Annotated in this window: 17 protein-coding genes; 9 read left to right on the top strand and 8 right to left on the bottom strand. The window is 50.4% G+C overall.

Translation table 11 applies throughout. The features are described from left to right. Nucleotides 1-183 precede the first annotated feature (183 nt). Entirely contained in the window at nt 184-1110 is a 927-nt protein-coding gene (locus HBM92_RS07785; RefSeq protein ID WP_000140607.1) for an ISNCY family transposase, read from the top strand. A gap of 40 nt (nt 1111-1150) precedes the next feature. Here HBM92_RS07785 and yfaU read toward each other — a convergent pair whose 3' ends face one another. From yfaU to HBM92_RS07755, 6 genes are all read right to left on the bottom strand, one after another. After that, a complete protein-coding gene (yfaU, locus tag HBM92_RS07780) occupies nt 1151-1954 on the bottom strand; it encodes a 2-keto-3-deoxy-L-rhamnonate aldolase (RefSeq protein WP_000992976.1) in 804 nt (267 codons plus the stop codon). A 17-nt stretch (nt 1955-1971) separates the two neighbouring features. Then, nucleotides 1972-3261: an MFS transporter gene (locus HBM92_RS07775; protein WP_001297939.1), complete on the bottom strand. Its 1290-nt coding sequence runs from the start codon at nt 3259-3261 to the stop codon at nt 1972-1974. Between the two features lie 56 nt (nt 3262-3317). Then, nucleotides 3318-4523 (bottom strand): L-rhamnonate dehydratase, encoded by a 1206-nt coding sequence (gene rhmD, locus HBM92_RS07770; protein ID WP_001529341.1) that lies wholly within the window; start codon nt 4521-4523, stop codon nt 3318-3320. Between the two features lie 14 nt (nt 4524-4537). Continuing rightward, the gene (locus HBM92_RS07765; RefSeq protein ID WP_000894191.1) at nt 4538-5320 is read right to left on the bottom strand and encodes an IclR family transcriptional regulator; all 783 of its coding nucleotides are present in this window, start codon (nt 5318-5320) and stop codon (nt 4538-4540) included. A 219-nt stretch (nt 5321-5539) separates the two neighbouring features. Further along, entirely contained in the window at nt 5540-6742 is a 1203-nt protein-coding gene (locus HBM92_RS07760; RefSeq protein WP_000921605.1) for a nicotinamide mononucleotide deamidase-related protein YfaY, read from the bottom strand. A 99-nt stretch (nt 6743-6841) separates the two neighbouring features. Beyond that, the gene (locus HBM92_RS07755; protein WP_001296251.1) at nt 6842-7384 is read right to left on the bottom strand and encodes a YfaZ family outer membrane protein; all 543 of its coding nucleotides are present in this window, start codon (nt 7382-7384) and stop codon (nt 6842-6844) included. A gap of 278 nt (nt 7385-7662) precedes the next feature. On the opposite strand from HBM92_RS07755, the gene nudI reads away from it, so the two are divergent. Then, entirely contained in the window at nt 7663-8088 is a 426-nt protein-coding gene (nudI, locus tag HBM92_RS07750) for a nucleoside triphosphatase NudI (protein ID WP_001249883.1), read from the top strand. A gap of 38 nt (nt 8089-8126) precedes the next feature. Here the strand turns inward: nudI and ais are convergent, their stop codons facing one another. Continuing rightward, the gene (gene ais / locus HBM92_RS07745) at nt 8127-8729 is read right to left on the bottom strand and encodes a lipopolysaccharide core heptose(II)-phosphate phosphatase Ais (RefSeq protein ID WP_000879110.1); all 603 of its coding nucleotides are present in this window, start codon (nt 8727-8729) and stop codon (nt 8127-8129) included. Between the two features lie 307 nt (nt 8730-9036). On the opposite strand from ais, the gene arnB reads away from it, so the two are divergent. The 7 genes from arnB to arnF are packed head-to-tail and all read left to right on the top strand — an operon-like array spanning nt 9037 to nt 16387. Continuing rightward, the gene (gene arnB, locus HBM92_RS07740) at nt 9037-10176 is read left to right on the top strand and encodes a UDP-4-amino-4-deoxy-L-arabinose aminotransferase (protein WP_011076488.1); all 1140 of its coding nucleotides are present in this window, start codon (nt 9037-9039) and stop codon (nt 10174-10176) included. 3 nt (nt 10177-10179) lie between these two features. Further along, on the top strand, nt 10180-11148 hold the full coding sequence (gene arnC / locus HBM92_RS07735; RefSeq protein ID WP_000461633.1) for an undecaprenyl-phosphate 4-deoxy-4-formamido-L-arabinose transferase: 969 nt from the start codon (nt 10180-10182) through the stop codon (nt 11146-11148). Then, nucleotides 11148-13130, top strand: coding sequence for a bifunctional UDP-4-amino-4-deoxy-L-arabinose formyltransferase/UDP-glucuronic acid oxidase ArnA (gene arnA, locus HBM92_RS07730; protein WP_000860296.1), 1983 nt, complete (start codon nt 11148-11150; stop codon nt 13128-13130). Before arnC ends, arnA begins: the two co-directional genes overlap by 1 nt. Continuing rightward, complete coding sequence (gene arnD / locus HBM92_RS07725) at nt 13127-14017, top strand: 4-deoxy-4-formamido-L-arabinose-phosphoundecaprenol deformylase (protein ID WP_000169712.1); 891 nt, start codon at nt 13127-13129, stop codon at nt 14015-14017. The genes arnA and arnD overlap by 4 nt, the downstream gene beginning before the upstream one ends. Then, a complete protein-coding gene (gene arnT, locus HBM92_RS07720) occupies nt 14017-15669 on the top strand; it encodes a lipid IV(A) 4-amino-4-deoxy-L-arabinosyltransferase (protein ID WP_000844038.1) in 1653 nt (550 codons plus the stop codon). The genes arnD and arnT overlap by 1 nt, the downstream gene beginning before the upstream one ends. Further along, nucleotides 15666-16001, top strand: coding sequence for a 4-amino-4-deoxy-L-arabinose-phosphoundecaprenol flippase subunit ArnE (arnE, locus tag HBM92_RS07715; RefSeq protein ID WP_000638018.1), 336 nt, complete (start codon nt 15666-15668; stop codon nt 15999-16001). The genes arnT and arnE overlap by 4 nt, the downstream gene beginning before the upstream one ends. Continuing rightward, nucleotides 16001-16387: a 4-amino-4-deoxy-L-arabinose-phosphoundecaprenol flippase subunit ArnF gene (gene arnF / locus HBM92_RS07710; protein WP_000523864.1), complete on the top strand. Its 387-nt coding sequence runs from the start codon at nt 16001-16003 to the stop codon at nt 16385-16387. The genes arnE and arnF overlap by 1 nt, the downstream gene beginning before the upstream one ends. On the opposite strand, the gene pmrD is transcribed toward arnF, so the two are convergent. Continuing rightward, complete coding sequence (pmrD, locus tag HBM92_RS07705) at nt 16381-16647, bottom strand: signal transduction protein PmrD (RefSeq protein WP_001297897.1); 267 nt, start codon at nt 16645-16647, stop codon at nt 16381-16383. The genes arnF and pmrD overlap by 7 nt on opposite strands. Nucleotides 16648-16725 lie beyond the last annotated feature (78 nt).

Below are 16725 nucleotides of genomic sequence, written 5' to 3'. Positions count from 1 at the left end.
TGATGCCCGGTAAGCATGTTGTTACCGGGCATTTTTGCGTACACGATTCCGTGCCCAATGTATGCGTTGCAACGCAGTGAAAATTCCTCTGAAAACGTCTCGCAAAGGCTGAAACTGGCAGATGTCAAAGGCCTGGGATAACCGTAATGTCGCGTCATCATAAATATCAGGTGACGGACAACCATGACCGAATCAACAACCTCCTCCCCGCATGATGCGGTGTTTAAAACCTTTATGTTCACACCCGAAACCGCACGGGATTTTCTGGAAATACATCTACCAGAGCCGCTGCGCAAGCTTTGCAACCTGCAAACCTTACGCCTGGAACCCACCAGTTTTATTGAAAAAAGTTTACGCGCTTACTACTCGGATGTTTTGTGGTCCGTGGAAACCAGCGAGGGTGACGGCTATATCTACTGCGTGATTGAACATCAAAGCTCTGCAGAAAAGAATATGGCTTTTCGGCTAATGCGCTATGCCACTGCCGCCATGCAGCGTCACCTGGATAAAGGCTATGACAGAGTTCCGCTGGTGGTGCCATTGCTGTTTTATCATGGCGAAGCCTCGCCCTACCCGTACTCACTCAACTGGCTGGATGAGTTTGACGATCCGCAACTTGCCCGGCAGTTGTACACCGAAGCTTTTCCGTTGGTGGATATCACCATCGTACCTGACGATGAGATCATGCAACATCGGCGTATAGCTCTGCTGGAACTGATTCAAAAGCATATTCGCGACCGCGATTTAATCGGTATGGTCGACAGGATCACCACGCTTTTGGTTAGAGGCTTCACTAATGACAGTCAGCTACAAACACTGTTTAATTATCTGCTGCAATGCGGCGATACCTCCCGTTTCACCCGCTTTATTCAGGAGATTGCCGAACGTTCACCACTACAAAAGGAGAGATTAATGACTATTGCTGAACGGCTACGGCAGGAAGGACATCAAATTGGCTGGCAGGAAGGTAAATTAGAAGGTTTGCAGGAAGGCATGCATGAACAAGCCATTAAAATTGCTTTGCGCATGCTGGAGCAGGGCATTGATCGTGACCAGGTGCTCGCGGCCACTCAGCTAAGCGAAGCCGATCTGGCAGCGAATAACCACTAATTAACACAGGCCCACAGCCGATCCCCATGGGCCTTTGATATCAATAACTACCTTTTACGCGTGGCCCATTTTTGCCTGATTTAAACATCGCCAGTCGTTGATCCAGGGCATCGCTGTAGAGCATCGTGTCAACGCCAACAGCGACAAAGTTCGCTCCCCACGCCAGGCATTGCTGCGCCATATCAGGAGCCACAGCCAGAAAACCAGCCGCTTTACCCGCAGCACGGATCCGCCGAATGCTGGTTTCAATAATTCGCTGCACTTCCGGGTGCCCGGCGTTATCCGGGTAGCCCAACGACGCAGAAAGATCCGCAGGTCCAATAAACACGCCATCAATCCCTTCAACATCGAGGATTTCGTCCAGGTTATCCAGTGCCGTTTTACTTTCCACCTGCACCAACAGACAAAGCGAATCGTTGACTTGCGCCATGTAATTCTCAATGCGTCCCCAGCGTGCAGCCCGTGCCACACTGGCCCCAACACCACGCTCACCGTAGGGAGGATAGCGCGTGGCAGACACCACCTGACGTGCCTGATCGGCAGTATCGACCATCGGGATCAGTAGAGTTTGCGCGCCAATATCCAGGACTTGTTTAATCAGCGGCTTACTGCCTTCCACCGGACGGATCACGGGGTGGCTGGCATAGGGCGCTACCGCCTGTAGCTGGTGATAAAGATCCTGAATGGTGTTTGGCGCATGCTCCCCGTCAATCAGCAACCAGTCATAACCGGAAGTGGCGGCAATTTCTGCCATATAGGCAGTCGTTGAGCTTAACCACAGACCAATTTGCACTTCGCCCTTGCGTAAACGTTCTTTAAAGGGATTGGTTAATAATGCGTTCATCGTGTTCCTTAAACTATTTAATGATGTGCCACGTCGGTCTGCGCAACAGTGCGATTTACACGCAGAGTGAAAATAATCAGCGAACCGATGACCGCCACCGCTGCCAGCGTCAGTAATCCCGCCGCATCGCTGGAAAATAACGTTTCTGCTTTCACGCGCAGGATCGGGGCAATAAACCCGCCCACTGCACCAAACAGGTTTATAAAACCAATCCCCGCAGCCAGCGCCGTACCGGAAAGAAGCTGTGTCGGCATCGTCCAGAACACCGGTTGCACGGCAATAAACCCGATGGCTGCAACACACAGTGCTACGATCGCCAGTACTGGAGAAAGCAGCCCGGACAGACCAATACCAATGCCCGCCGCCAGTAATGTCAGCGCTGCGACATTACGCCGTTCGCCGGTTTTATCGGAGTAGCGCGGAATAAGCCAGGTCCCAAACAAGGCCGCAACCCACGGAATGGCGGTGACCACCGACGCCGTAAAGCCCACTTTTGTCCCCAGCAATGCAGCAACCTGGGTCGGCAGGAAGAAAATTAATCCGTAAACCGCCACCTGAATGGTCAGGTAGATAATCGCCAGTTGCCAGACTCGCCCATTACGCAACGCATCGCTCAGTCGCGAAGTCACTTTCTGTTGTTCTTCACTTGCCAGTTGATTGATAAGTAACGTTTTTTCTTGTTTACTCAGAAAACGTGCCTGCTCCGGTGTGTCATCAAGCCAAAAGAATGTGAATACCCCAGCGCCGACTGCCAGCAATCCTTCAATCACAAACATCCAGAACCAGCCGGGATGCCCCATAAATCCATGCATCTCCAGCAGCGCGCCGGAAAGCGGTGATCCCAGTGTTAACGCCAGCGGTGCGCCCATATAGAACAGCCCCATAATGCTGGCGCGATTACGCTGCGGAAACCATTGCGAAGTGAGATAAATCATACCAGGGAAAAAACCGGCCTCCGCAGCACCAAGCAGAGTGCGAACGATCAGAAATTTCGCTTCAGTATCGGCCCATGCCATGGCAGCCGAAAGAAATCCCCACAGCAGTGTTGTCGTACCAATCCAGGTTCTGGCCCCCAGTTTGCGCATCAAAAGATTCGCCGGAACCCCCAGAAACGCGTATACCACAAAGAAAATGCCTGCTCCCAGCGCATAAGCTTCATTACTCAGCCCGGTATCAATCTGGTAGGTCTGTTTGGCAAAACCAATATTCGAACGGTCGAGAAACGCCAGCACATACAGCGCCAACATAAACGGAATTAAACGCGCGCGGTTTTTCTTCACCACGGCGTCAAGCAAAGCGGTGCTCATAAAAAGCTCCTTAGAATATGTGGGCGTTACCGTTGTCACAGCAACGCCCGGAGTGATTAGTGGCTGTAGGGGCGTTTCAAATTGCAGTCACGATTGAGTTCGACGCCGAAACCGGGTTTATCAAGCACTGATTTATGAATACGACCATTCACCGGTACTGGCTCATTAAGCAGAATCGGATCAAATTGCGGACGCATCGTTGAACAATCCGGGCTGGTCATCAGGAATTCGCTGAATGGCGTATTGGTGAAGGTGATCACCGCATGGTGGGAGTAAACAGACGAACCGTGTGGCACCACCAGTTGCCCCCTTGATTTGGCGATTGCGGCAATTTCCACCAGCGTGGTTAAGCCACCGCACCAGCCAACATCCGGCTGCATAATGTCGATACCGGTTTCTGAAAGCGTACGGAAAGATTGCAGTGTGCCGTGGTGCTCACCGCTGGTGACCATCATCCCCGCTGGTGCGTTGTGTTTCAGTTCGCGATAACCTTCATACTGCTGTGGCGGCAGGCACTCTTCGATCCATTTCAGGTTATAGGGCGCGCAAGCGTGGGCCAGTTTGATGGCATAGTTCACGTCCTGACTCATCCAGCAGTCGAGCATTAACCAGAAATCCTCACCGCATTTTTCACGCATATCCGCGACCATAGCGGCATCTTTGCGGATCCCCGCATCACCATCATGTGGCCCCCAGTGCGTCGGCATTTTGCCACCGATAAAGCCCATCTCTTTTGCCAGATCCGGACGCGCACCTGTGGCGTAGAACTGAATTTCATCACGAACTGCACCACCTAAAAGTTTATAAACCGGAAGCCCGACCACTTTGCCGAACAGATCCCACAGAGCCAGATCGACACAGGAAATCGTATTCATCACCAGGCCACCAGAGCCGGAGTAATACAGGGTGGCATTGAGCATTTGATCGTGGATCAGTTTGATATCACTGACGCATTTACCCTCAATGAAACGGTTAAGATGTTTTTCGACAATAAAACAGCCCATTTCACCGGCTGTCGAAACAGCGAATCCGGTCTGGCCGTTTTCTGCTTCAACTTCAACAATCAACGTGCCAAGAACGTTAATGCCAAATGACTGGCGTGACTGCTCGTAATCGCGGTATTTACTCATCGGGGTGGCAATATGATCATCAATCCAGTGATTCGCCCCCTGGTCGTGATAATCACCGCCGCCAGCGCCTTTTTCTGCTGTCGCACCGCCAGTAAACCAGGCGCGAACCTGTTTGATTTTTGGTAGGGTCATGATGTTCTCCATTGTTATGAGGCCTGTAAGTCAAAGGGACTTTTCCATCCCAACAAACGTGAAATATCCCTGGCGCAGGCAATAGCCTTGCCCGCCAGATAATCACGGTATTCTTCATTGATTTGTAAGCGGGTACCGACCACCGAAATCGCAGCGGTAAGCTCGTTATTGGCGTTAAACACCGGCGCAGCGACACAACGGACATCGGCATAATCTTCGCCGTTGTCATAGCTCCAGCCCTGACGGCGAATACGCGCCAGTTCCTCGTAGAGCCGTTGTGGATGGGTAATGGTGGTGGGTGTCATCTGCTCCCAGACCAGCTCTTCGATAATACTTTTCTGTACAGCTTCAGGTTGCCAGGCAAGCAGGCATTTACCTATTCCGGAGCGATAAAGCGAAAGGCTTTTTCCTTCATGGGAACGCACGCTGATAGTGGCTGATGACTCCACTTTCAAAATGTAATAAGCGCTGCCGTTATCAATAATCCCCAGGTGACATAACAGCCCGGTGGTATCCATCAGTTGCGTCAAACGCGGTCGAGCCAGTTCCCGGAGATCCATCTTGCTTAACGCATGACCGGAAAGCTCCACCAGCCTGGTCCACAAACAAAAATTTTCCTGGTGATCAAGGCTAAGAAAACGCTGACGCCTGAGTTCATTAAGCAGCAAATAGGCTGTGCTTTTAGGGATCCCCAATGTGTCAATGATCGTCGCAGCACTACAGGGGCCAATCCGGGCAATCAAATTGAGAATATCAATAGCCCGTGTCAGGGCGGGAACTTTGCTTGATTCCAACATACTGGACTCCAGTCTTAGATACTGGAATCAGTCTCGTTGCTCAGGGGGAGTAAAATTGTGAAGCGCATCAAATCCCGTTTCTCGTCCAGCGGACTGGAGAAATTACGCACAAATTTGTGAATCAGCGCACGGATTTTTTCTTATTGAGTACAACAGGTTGGACAAATTTTGCCGGAGGGGGAATGTGCCGGTGCAGTAAACCGGCACAGAGTGGCGGAATCAGACAGATAAGGTCATGGACTCAACAACCTCAATCCAGCCATGCTCGCTGGCGATGTCCTGGCCGTTTAACCAACGGCGTAGCATATTAAGCGCCATCATTGCGCAGACTTCCTGGCGAATAGCCAGACTGTAGCGTGTGGCACTGAAATGTACACGCAAAGCGAAAGTGCCGTCTGGCGTGGCTAGTGCAAAGTTGAGATGCTCATCTTCCAGACCAGAAACAGCCAGTGCCAACCCAGCAAAATGGTTCGCCCGCCGTTCTGTAATCCAGTGCGCAGTTTGCGCCAGGGTTTCCTCCTGTGAAGGAACCACTTCACACGCCAGCAATGGAGCATCTGCGCGAGAAAGTTGCAAAGCCAATAAACCACCGGTGAATTGCTCGCTCAGCGTCAGGCTGAACTGGCGGCTCTGCAATTCGCGACTGATCTGCGCGGGCAGTCCTTCGGTGCCTTCGAAAATCACGCTCTGTCCGGCAACACGTTTAACGTCCAGCCACAGTTTTTCCATCGCCTGTTCCTCGCTTGCCGGTCCGGTGAGTTTCAGTTCGATAATCGGCATTGAGGAGCGATAGCCCATTGTTACGCCCGGCGGCAGTTGTAGAGTGTCCAGGCTTTGTGCCAGATCGCTTTCCGAACGACCAAAGGTAGTCAAACGCAGGCAAACCGGCGGCTGTGGTAAAGAAAAACGCTCGCGCAGGCGCGGCAGGATTTCGTGCTCGACCATCACCTTAAATTCTGACGGTACGCCGGGGGTAAAGAACATCAGGCAACGATTAAGCTGTATGGCAAAACCACAGGCAGTGCCTACCGGGTTATTGATAAATTCAGCACTGGCAGGCAGCTCCGCTTGTTTACGGTTGCTCGGTGCCATTACTCGTCCCCGTTCATGGAAATAGCGTTCCATCTCTTTGAGCCAGGCTTCATGCAGCACCAGGCCTTCACCTTTTGCTGTCGCAGCGGCGAGTGCGCTTAAATCATCACTGGTCGGTCCCAGCCCGCCGTTAACGATCAGCACATCGGCGTGCTGACTACGTTCGCGAAGAATGGTGACTAAGTCATCAAGATTATCCCCCACCGTATTGCGGCGAGATAATGGCAGCCCCTGATGAAAGAAAAAATCGGCCAGCCAGGCAGCGTTAGTGTCAACGATTTGCCCGTGTAACACTTCATCCCCGGTGGATAACATTTCCACTTTTAACATGGTTATCTCCTGCTTTTGTTATCGAATCACTATAACGCAAAGGGAGACAGGGCGTAGTAAGAAACTGAATGGCGCGACAGAACGCCGCGCCGGAAGGCGTCAGAAGCTGGCATTTACCCCAACATACGGACCATCAGCAATGGCGTTATCACGATTGCCATTTTTACCTGCCAGGTTCAGGTAACGGTAGCCAGCCTCAATGCTGACTGGACGCATAATGGTGTAACGCGCGCCAGCATTCGCTTCTTCATAACTTTTAATTCCGCTGGAGAGCGAATCCGGAGAGTAGTAATACTCACCAAACAAGCGGAAGCTGTCACCAATTTGCCACTGCAAACCACCGCCAACTGCCGCTGCATAACCTTCATCACCATCGTTCGGGTTGGTGTAAACGCCTTTTCCGCCAACGGTCGCCATTAATGGTCCGAGAGGCAGATTCAACCCCAGCCCCACGCCCGCGGCATCACCGTCGTCGTCGTTATGTGTCCAGTTACCGCTTAACGCCAGGCCCGTCGATTCAGTCCCAAAACCGACACCAATATTGGTGTATTCTTTACCCGCCTGGCCGCTGATGCTCATTGCATTGACCGATGCAGAAACCAACAGCATTCCGGCCAGACCTGCTAGCGCAATTTTTTTCATTATCCCCTTTCCCACAAGCAATTAATTAAAATTCCCAAAGCTGCGGGATTGTACTGCCTGGCGCAGAGGATTCAATGAGCGAAAAAAGGGATCTAGTCACTTATTGTAACTAAATACTTCTTAAATAATTAAACGCCGAAAAAATAAACACACTTTATCGATACACACAAAAATAATAATAAATGTAGTTATCATCGCAAAAGAGATTACTGTCACTTTCACATATTTCTGAGTTACCGTATTCTCATGGTTTCTTTTTATTTATAAGGAATACCCCTGTGCGACAACGGACTATTGTATGCCCTTTGATTCAAAATGATGGTGCTTATTTGCTGTGTAAAATGGCCGACGATCGCGGCGTTTTCCCCGGTCAATGGGCGCTTTCGGGTGGCGGCGTGGAGCCTGGCGAACGAATTGAAGAGGCACTACGCCGCGAAATTCGCGAAGAACTGGGAGAACAGCTGCTTTTGACAGAAATCACGCCGTGGACCTTCAGCGATGATATTCGCACCAAGACGTATGCAGATGGTCGCAAGGAAGAGATTTATATGATTTACCTGATTTTTGACTGCGTTTCTGCCAACCGAGATGTGAAAATAAACGAAGAGTTTCAGGACTACGCGTGGGTAAAACCTGAAGATCTGGTGCATTATGATTTGAATGTTGCCACCCGAAAAACGTTACGTTTGAAAGGTCTTCTTTAACAATGATGACAGCCATCACTGGCTGTCAGATTGAAAATTTAGTGGTTAACGAATTCCCCATCCAGATAAACTTTGCCTTTTTCCACATGCATGACTAAACCATCCAGATAATCAGGTTTAAATGTCGCATCACGCTTATCTTTAGCAATATATGTCAGGCAATGATTATGGGTAAAAATAACGATATTTTTATCAGGTGCTTTGCGTTGTAAGTCTTTAATTGCACTATAAATCTCATTACCGCATTGAAGAAATCGTTTATCTACCGTCAGCTTTTTACCCGCCGAAAACCAGGTCGCCGACTGAATAGTCCGGACGGTATTACTGGAATAGAGATCAAAATCAGGGATATCAGCACTAAAAGCGTTGCCCAGTTCACGGGCATCCTGGGTACCTTTGACCGTAATACCTGTTTTATCTGACAAGCATTGATTGGTTGAACGATCGCAACGTTCAGCATGGCGAAACAAAACGACAACCGGGTGCTGCTGTGCCAGTCTGGCCAGTGTTTTATTGTCGATGCGTGGCAAACCATTGCTACTCCAGGCGGCATGAGTACCCAGTCCGGCAATCGCAGCGAGCGCCAGTAAAATGATGAAATATTTTTTTGACTTCAACGAAGATCGGCAAAAAGCTAACACGTAAACTCCACCTGTAGACAAGCGCAACCAGACAATTACCGTGAAATTGAGCGACTTTTCTGGCGATAATTAGCAGTTGGTGTAATATTAAAAATCCTATGATGCCGGCAAAATGCCTCAAAATTTTGCCAAATGCAAAGTCTAAATAAGAAAAAATATAAAAATTTCAATATTTACGTCTAATATTAGTTTCTTAAGGTTAAGTTAATATTCTATCCTTAAAATTTTGCTCCAAATGGCAAAATATACACAACACTCTTTATAGCAAATATAAGTGGACAGGTATTCAATGACGGATGGAAAAAAAATGTCAGGATTTTTGCCTTTTTCGCGACCAGCAATGGGCGTAGAGGAACTCGCTGCAGTTAAAGAGGTTCTCGAATCCGGTTGGATCACAACCGGTCCGAAGAATCAGGCGCTTGAACAAGCTTTTTGCCAGTTGACGGGAAATCAGCATGCCATCGCGGTCAGTTCAGCCACCGCCGGAATGCATATCACGCTAATGGCGTTGGAAATTGGCAAGGGCGATGAAGTGATTACGCCTTCCCTGACCTGGGTTTCAACCCTCAATATGATTTCCTTGCTGGGTGCAACGCCGGTAATGGTGGATGTCGACCGCGATACGCTGATGGTCACGCCTGAAGCGATCGAAGCAGCCATTACGCCACGCACTAAAGCCATCATTCCGGTGCATTATGCCGGTGCGCCAGCAGATATTGACGCCATTCGCGCCATTGGCGAACGTTACGGCATCGCAGTTATCGAAGATGCTGCCCATGCCGTCGGTACGTATTACAAAGGGCGACATATTGGCGCAAAAGGTACTGCTATTTTTTCGTTTCACGCCATCAAAAATATTACCTGTGCGGAAGGTGGCCTGATTGTTACTGATAATGAAAATCTTGCCCGCCAGCTGCGGATGCTGAAATTTCACGGTCTGGGTGTCGATGCCTATGACAGACATACCTGGGGCCGTGCACCGCAGGCTGAAGTCTTAACGCCGGGCTATAAGTACAATCTGACCGATATTAACGCCGCGATTGCCCTGACACAGTTAGTCAAATTAGAGCACCTCAACACCCGTCGGCGCGAAATTGCCCAGCAATATCAGCAAGCACTGGCAGCTCTCCCCTTTCAGCCATTAAGCCTTCCCGCCTGGCCGCACGTTCATGCCTGGCATCTGTTTATTATTCGTGTCGATGAACAACGTTGTGGTATCAGTCGCGATGCGTTGATGGAAGCGTTAAAAGAAAGAGGCATTGGTACCGGGTTACATTTCCGCGCCGCTCACACACAAAAATATTATCGCGAGCGTTTTCCCACGCTGTCGTTACCGAATACCGAATGGAATAGCGAACGCATCTGTTCGTTGCCGCTGTTCCCGGATATGACCACCGCCGATGCCGACCGCGTCATCACAGCCCTTCAGCAACTCGCAGGACAATGAGCCATGTTTGAAATCCACCCTGTTAAGAAAGTCTCGGTGGTTATTCCCGTTTATAACGAGCAGGAAAGCTTACCGGAATTAATCAGGCGCACCACCGCAGCCTGTGAATCACTGGGGAAAGAGTATGAAATCCTGCTGATTGATGACGGCAGTAGCGATAATTCCGCGCATATGCTGGTCGAAGCCTCACAAGCGGAGGGCAGCCATATTGTGTCTATCTTGCTTAACCGCAATTACGGGCAACATTCAGCGATTATGGCGGGATTCAGTCACGTCACCGGCGACTTAATTATTACCCTCGATGCCGATCTCCAGAATCCGCCAGAGGAAATCCCCCGTCTGGTGGCAAAAGCCGATGAAGGTTACGACGTGGTAGGGACTGTACGCCAGAACCGCCAGGACAGCTGGTTTCGTAAAACCGCTTCAAAGATGATTAACCGGCTTATTCAGCGCACCACAGGCAAAGCGATGGGTGACTATGGTTGTATGCTGCGCGCCTATCGCCGTCATATTGTCGATGCGATGTTGCACTGCCATGAACGCAGCACCTTTATCCCGATTCTGGCGAATATCTTCGCCCGCCGTGCCATTGAAATTCCAGTGCACCATGCCGAGCGTGAGTTTGGTGAATCCAAATACAGCTTTATGCGCCTGATTAATTTGATGTACGACCTGGTGACCTGTCTTACCACAACGCCGCTACGTATGCTGAGTCTGCTCGGCAGCATTATTGCGATTGGCGGTTTTAGCATTGCGGTGCTGCTGGTGATTTTACGCCTGACCTTCGGACCCCAATGGGCGGCAGAAGGCGTCTTTATGCTATTTGCCGTGCTGTTTACTTTTATTGGCGCTCAGTTTATCGGCATGGGATTGCTCGGTGAATATATCGGCAGGATCTACACCGATGTCCGCGCCCGCCCCCGCTATTTTGTTCAGCAAGTTATCCGTCCATCCAGCAAGGAAAATGAATAATGAAAACCGTCGTTTTTGCCTACCACGATATGGGATGCCTCGGTATTGAAGCCCTGCTGGCTGCCGGTTACGAAATTAGCGCCATTTTTACCCATACTGATAATCCCGGTGAAAAAGCCTTTTATGGTTCGGTTGCCCGACTGGCAGCGGAAAGAGGCATTCCAGTTTATGCGCCGGATAACGTTAATCATCCGTTGTGGGTGGAACGCATTGCCCAACTATCACCAGAGGTGATTTTCTCTTTTTATTATCGCCATCTTATTTGCGATGAGATTTTGCAGCTCGCTCCGAGAGGTGCATTTAATCTGCATGGTTCGCTGTTACCAAAATATCGTGGTCGCGCGCCGCTGAACTGGGTGCTGGTGAACGGTGAAACGGAAACTGGCGTTACATTGCACCGAATGGTGAAACGTGCCGATGCCGGGGCCATTGTGGCACAACTGCGCGTTGCCATTGCGCCAGACGATATCGCCATTACGCTGCATCATAAATTGTGCCATGCCGCGCGCCAGCTACTGGAACAGACATTACCCGCCATTAAACACGGTAATATTCTGGAAATCGCCCAGCGCGAAAACGAAGCCACCTGTTTTGGTCGCAGAACGCCGGATGACAGTTTCCTCGAATGGCATAAGTCGGCATCCGTACTGCACAACATGGTGCGTGCCGTTGCCGATCCGTGGCCGGGTGCCTTCAGCTATGTTGGCAATCAGAAATTCACCGTCTGGTCGTCGCGTGTTCATCCTCATGCCAGCAAAGCACAGCCGGGGAGCGTGATTTCTGTTGCACCACTGCTGATTGCCTGTGGCGATGGCGCGCTGGAAATCGTCACTGGACAGGCGGGCGACGGCATTACTATGCAGGGCTCGCAATTAGCGCAGACGCTGGGCCTGGTGCAAGGTTCACGCTTGAATAGCCAGCCTGCCTGTGCCGCCCGACGCCGTACCCGGGTACTCATCCTCGGGGTGAATGGCTTTATTGGCAACCATCTGACAGAACGCCTGCTGCGCGAAGATCATTATGAAGTTTACGGTCTGGATATTGGCAGCGATGCGATAAGCCGTTTTATGAATCATCCGCATTTTCACTTTGTCGAAGGCGATATCAGTATTCATTCCGAATGGATTGAGTATCACGTCAAAAAATGTGATGTCGTGTTGCCGCTGGTGGCGATAGCCACGCCGATTGAATATACCCGCAACCCGCTGCGCGTATTTGAACTCGATTTCGAAGAGAATCTGCGCATTATCCGCTACTGCGTGAAGTACCGTAAGCGAATCATCTTCCCGTCGACTTCAGAAGTTTATGGGATGTGTAGCGATAAATACTTCGATGAGGACCATTCTAATTTAATCGTCGGCCCGGTGAATAAACCACGCTGGATTTATTCGGTGTCTAAACAATTACTTGATCGAGTGATCTGGGCCTATGGCGAAAAAGAAGGTTTACAGTTCACCCTCTTCCGCCCGTTTAACTGGATGGGGCCACGACTGGATAACCTTAATGCAGCGCGAATTGGCAGCTCCCGCGCTATTACGCAACTCATTCTCAATCTGGTAGAAGGTTCACCGATTAAGCTGATTGATGGCGGAAAACAAAAACGCTGCTTTACTGATATTCGCGATGGTATCGAGGCGTTATACCGCATTATCGAAAATGCGGGAAATCGCTGCGATGGCGAAATTATCAACATTGGCAATCCTGAGAACGAAGCGAGCATTGAAGAACTGGGTGAGATGCTGCTGGCGAGCTTCGAAAAACATCCGCTGCGCCATTACTTCCCACCGTTTGCGGGCTTTCGTGTTGTCGAAAGTAGCAGCTACTATGGCAAAGGATATCAGGACGTAGAGCATCGTAAACCGAGCATCCGCAATGCCCGCCGCTGCCTGGACTGGGAACCGAAAATTGATATGCAGGAAACCATCGACGAAACGCTGGATTTCTTCCTGCGCACCGTTGATCTTACGGATAAACCATCATGACCAAAGTCGGCTTACGCATTGATGTCGATACCTTTCGTGGCACCCGTGAAGGCGTGCCGCGTCTGCTGGAAATCTTGAGTAAGCATAATATTCAGGCCAGCATTTTTTTCAGCGTCGGCCCGGACAATATGGGCCGCCATCTCTGGCGACTGGTGAAGCCACAGTTTTTGTGGAAGATGCTGCGCTCAAACGCGGCATCGCTTTATGGCTGGGATATTTTACTGGCAGGTACGGCCTGGCCAGGTAAAGAGATTGGTCATGCCAATGCCGATATCATTCGTGAAGCGGCTAAACATCACGAAGTCGGCCTGCACGCCTGGGATCACCATGCCTGGCAAGCCCATAGCGGTAATTGGGATCGGCAAACAATGATCGACGATATTGCACGCGGCCTTCGCACCCTGGAAGAGATTATCGGTCAACCGGTAACCTGTTCTGCCGCTGCTGGCTGGCGTGCTGACCAACAGGTGATCGAAGCAAAAGAAGCGTTCCATTTGCGCTACAACAGCGATTGTCGTGGGGCGATGCCGTTTCGTCCATTGCTCGAATCAGGAACCCCTGGCACTGCGCAAATTCCGGTGACCTTACCCACCTGGGATGAAGTGATTGGTCGGGATGTGAAAGCAGAAGATTTTAACGGTTGGTTACTCAACCGCATCCAGCGAGATAAAGGCACGCCGGTTTATACCATTCATGCCGAAGTTGAAGGCTGCGCTTATCAGCATAATTTTGTGGATCTCCTGAAACGCGCAGCTCAGGAAGGCGTGACATTTTGCCCTTTAAGCGAACTGTTATCAGGGACGTTGCCGCTCGGACAAGTTGTTCGCGGAAATATTGCCGGACGTGAAGGCTGGCTGGGTTGCCAACAAATTGCGGGTAGTCACTGATGAAATCGGTACGTTACCTTATCGGCCTCTTCGCATTTATTGCCTGCTATTACCTGTTACCGATCAGCACGCGTCTGCTCTGGCAACCAGATGAAACGCGTTATGCGGAAATCAGTCGGGAAATGCTGGCATCCGGCGACTGGATTGTTCCCCATCTGTTAGGGCTACGTTATTTCGAAAAACCCATTGCCGGATACTGGATTAACAGCATTGGGCAATGGCTATTTGGCGCGAATAACTTTGGTGTGCGGGCAGGCGTTATCTTTGCGACCCTGTTAACTGCCGCGCTGGTGACCTGGTTTACTCTGCGCTTATGGCGCGATAAACGTCTGGCTTTACTCGCCACAGTAATTTATCTCTCATTGTTTATTGTCTATGCCATCGGCACTTATGCCGTGCTCGATCCGTTTATTGCCTTCTGGCTGGTGGCGGGAATGTGCAGCTTCTGGCTGGCAATGCAGGCACAGACGTGGAAAGGCAAAAGCGCAGGATTTTTACTGCTGGGAATCACCTGCGGCATGGGGGTGATGACCAAAGGTTTTCTCGCCCTTGCCGTGCCGGTATTAAGCGTGCTGCCATGGGTAGCAACGCAAAAACGCTGGAAAGATCTCTTTATTTACGGCTGGCTGGCGGTTATCAGTTGCGTACTGACGGTTCTCCCCTGGGGACTGGCGATAGCGCAGCGGGAGCCTGACTTCTGGCATTATTTTTTCTGGGTTGAGCATATTCAACGCTTTGCACTGGATGATGCCCAACATAGAGCTCCGTTCTGGTACTACTTGCCGGTCGTCATTGCCGGTAGCCTGCCGTGGCTGGGATTACTCCCCGGTGCACTGTACGCTGGCTGGAAAAACCGCAAGCATTCCGCAACCGTCTATTTGTTGAGCTGGACGATAATGCCGCTGCTGTTTTTCTCCGTCGCTAAAGGCAAATTGCCCACCTATATTCTTTCCTGCTTTGCACCTCTGGCAATGCTGATGGCGCATTACGCATTGCTGGCTGCAAAAAATAATCCTCTGGCGTTGCGGATTAATGGCTGGATTAATATCGCTTTTGGCGTCACTGGCATTATTGCCACATTTGTGGTCTCCCCCTGGGGACCAATGAACACACCGGTGTGGCAAACCTTCGAGAGCTATAAAGTCTTTTGTGCCTGGTCTATTTTTTCGCTATGGGCATTTTTCGGCTGGTACACCTTAACAAACGTCGAAAAGACCTGGCCTTTTGCCGCGCTTTGCCCGCTGGGGCTGGCGTTGCTGGTAGGATTTTCAATTCCTGACAGAGTCATGGAAGGAAAACATCCGCAATTTTTTGTCGAGATGACACAAGAATCACTTCAGCCAAGCCGCTATATTCTTACTGATAGCGTCGGTGTTGCCGCAGGTCTGGCATGGAGCCTGCAACGCGATGACATCATCATGTATCGCCAGACAGGTGAGTTGAAATATGGCCTTAATTATCCGGATGCAAAAGGGAGATTTGTCAGCGGTGATGAGTTCGCAAACTGGCTTAATCAACATCGTCAGGAGGGGATTATTACACTCGTGCTTTCGGTTGACCGCGATGAAGATATCAATAGTCTCGCCATTCCGCCCGCAGATGTCATCGATCGTCAGGAGCGTCTGGTGCTAATTCAGTATCGGCCCAAATGATCTGGTTAACATTAGTCTTTGCCAGCTTGCTTAGCGTTGCCGGGCAGTTGTGTCAGAAACAGGCAACCTGCTTTGCGACGGTAAACAAACGGCGCAAACATATCGTGCTGTGGCTGGGACTGGCGCTGGCTTGTCTTGGCCTTGCAATGGTGCTCTGGCTGCTGGTCTTGCAGAACGTACCGGTAGGCATTGCCTACCCGATGTTAAGTCTGAATTTTGTCTGGGTAACGCTGGCTGCAGTAAAACTGTGGCACGAGCCGGTATCGCTGCGTCACTGGTGTGGGGTGGCGTTCATTATTGGCGGCATTGTGATCCTCGGGAGTACGGTGTAGTGGGCCTGATGTGGGGATTATTCAGCGTCATTATCGCCTCCGCTGCGCAATTAAGCCTGGGTTTTGCGGCGAGTCATCTGCCGCCAATGACGCACTTATGGGATTTTATCGCGGCGCTGTTAGCTTTTGGCCTGGATGCCCGGATACTGTTGCTCGGGCTGCTGGGTTATCTGCTTTCCGTTTTTTGTTGGTATAAAACACTACATAAACTTGCGCTAAGCAAAGCCTATGCCTTGCTCAGTATGAGTTATGTGCTGGTATGGATTGCTTCAATGGTACTTCCCGGCTGGGAAGGGACTTTTTCGCTGAAAGCACTACTGGGAGTAGCCTGTATTATGAGCGGGTTGATGCTGATTTTCCTGCCCACAACAAAACAACGTTACTGAGTTTTCCCTGCCGCTTTACACTGCCGTTCCCACTCATCGGGGCTATAACAGCTTGCAGAAAGGACTTTCACCGTGTGCAGCTTTTCACGATTAATACAGTAAAGCGCATTCTGCAAAGGCGAGAGTAAATCCCCCACTTTCACGGCGAAGTCACTCTTCACTTCGGCGATCATTTTTATCGCGCCGCCAGCATCGCAGAGCATAATTACATGTCTGTTATCTTGTTTATTGCAGCACGATTTTTTGACCAGCCATTCCATTGCATTATCCTGTTTGCTAAGAGTTTTCACATCAATTTACAGATTAACAGATAAACTCTTTATCAACGGCAATGGAAT

The organism is Escherichia sp. E.sYA108 (genome assembly GCF_011754335.1).
GTDB classification, from domain to species: domain Bacteria; phylum Pseudomonadota; class Gammaproteobacteria; order Enterobacterales; family Enterobacteriaceae; genus Escherichia; species Escherichia coli.
The sequence above is the reverse complement of the archived record's forward strand: the minus strand, read 5'-3'. Positions and strand labels throughout refer to the sequence as shown.

What these genes read in the sequence shown, in the direction of transcription:
- HBM92_RS07785 (WP_000140607.1), top strand. Translation starts at nt 184, where the DNA reads ATGACCGAATCAACAACCTCCTCCCCGCATGATGCGGTGTTTAAAACC.
- yfaU (WP_000992976.1), bottom strand. Translation starts at nt 1,954, where the DNA reads ATGAACGCATTATTAACCAATCCCTTTAAAGAACGTTTACGCAAGGGC.
- HBM92_RS07775 (WP_001297939.1), bottom strand. Translation starts at nt 3,261, where the DNA reads ATGAGCACCGCTTTGCTTGACGCCGTGGTGAAGAAAAACCGCGCGCGT.
- rhmD (WP_001529341.1), bottom strand. Translation starts at nt 4,523, where the DNA reads ATGACCCTACCAAAAATCAAACAGGTTCGCGCCTGGTTTACTGGCGGT.
- HBM92_RS07765 (WP_000894191.1), bottom strand. Translation starts at nt 5,320, where the DNA reads ATGTTGGAATCAAGCAAAGTTCCCGCCCTGACACGGGCTATTGATATT.
- HBM92_RS07760 (WP_000921605.1), bottom strand. Translation starts at nt 6,742, where the DNA reads ATGTTAAAAGTGGAAATGTTATCCACCGGGGATGAAGTGTTACACGGG.
- HBM92_RS07755 (WP_001296251.1), bottom strand. Translation starts at nt 7,384, where the DNA reads ATGAAAAAAATTGCGCTAGCAGGTCTGGCCGGAATGCTGTTGGTTTCT.
- arnB (WP_011076488.1), top strand. Translation starts at nt 9,037, where the DNA reads ATGTCAGGATTTTTGCCTTTTTCGCGACCAGCAATGGGCGTAGAGGAA.
- arnC (WP_000461633.1), top strand. Translation starts at nt 10,180, where the DNA reads ATGTTTGAAATCCACCCTGTTAAGAAAGTCTCGGTGGTTATTCCCGTT.
- arnA (WP_000860296.1), top strand. Translation starts at nt 11,148, where the DNA reads ATGAAAACCGTCGTTTTTGCCTACCACGATATGGGATGCCTCGGTATT.
- arnD (WP_000169712.1), top strand. Translation starts at nt 13,127, where the DNA reads ATGACCAAAGTCGGCTTACGCATTGATGTCGATACCTTTCGTGGCACC.
- arnT (WP_000844038.1), top strand. Translation starts at nt 14,017, where the DNA reads ATGAAATCGGTACGTTACCTTATCGGCCTCTTCGCATTTATTGCCTGC.
- arnE (WP_000638018.1), top strand. Translation starts at nt 15,666, where the DNA reads ATGATCTGGTTAACATTAGTCTTTGCCAGCTTGCTTAGCGTTGCCGGG.
- pmrD (WP_001297897.1), bottom strand. Translation starts at nt 16,647, where the DNA reads ATGGAATGGCTGGTCAAAAAATCGTGCTGCAATAAACAAGATAACAGA.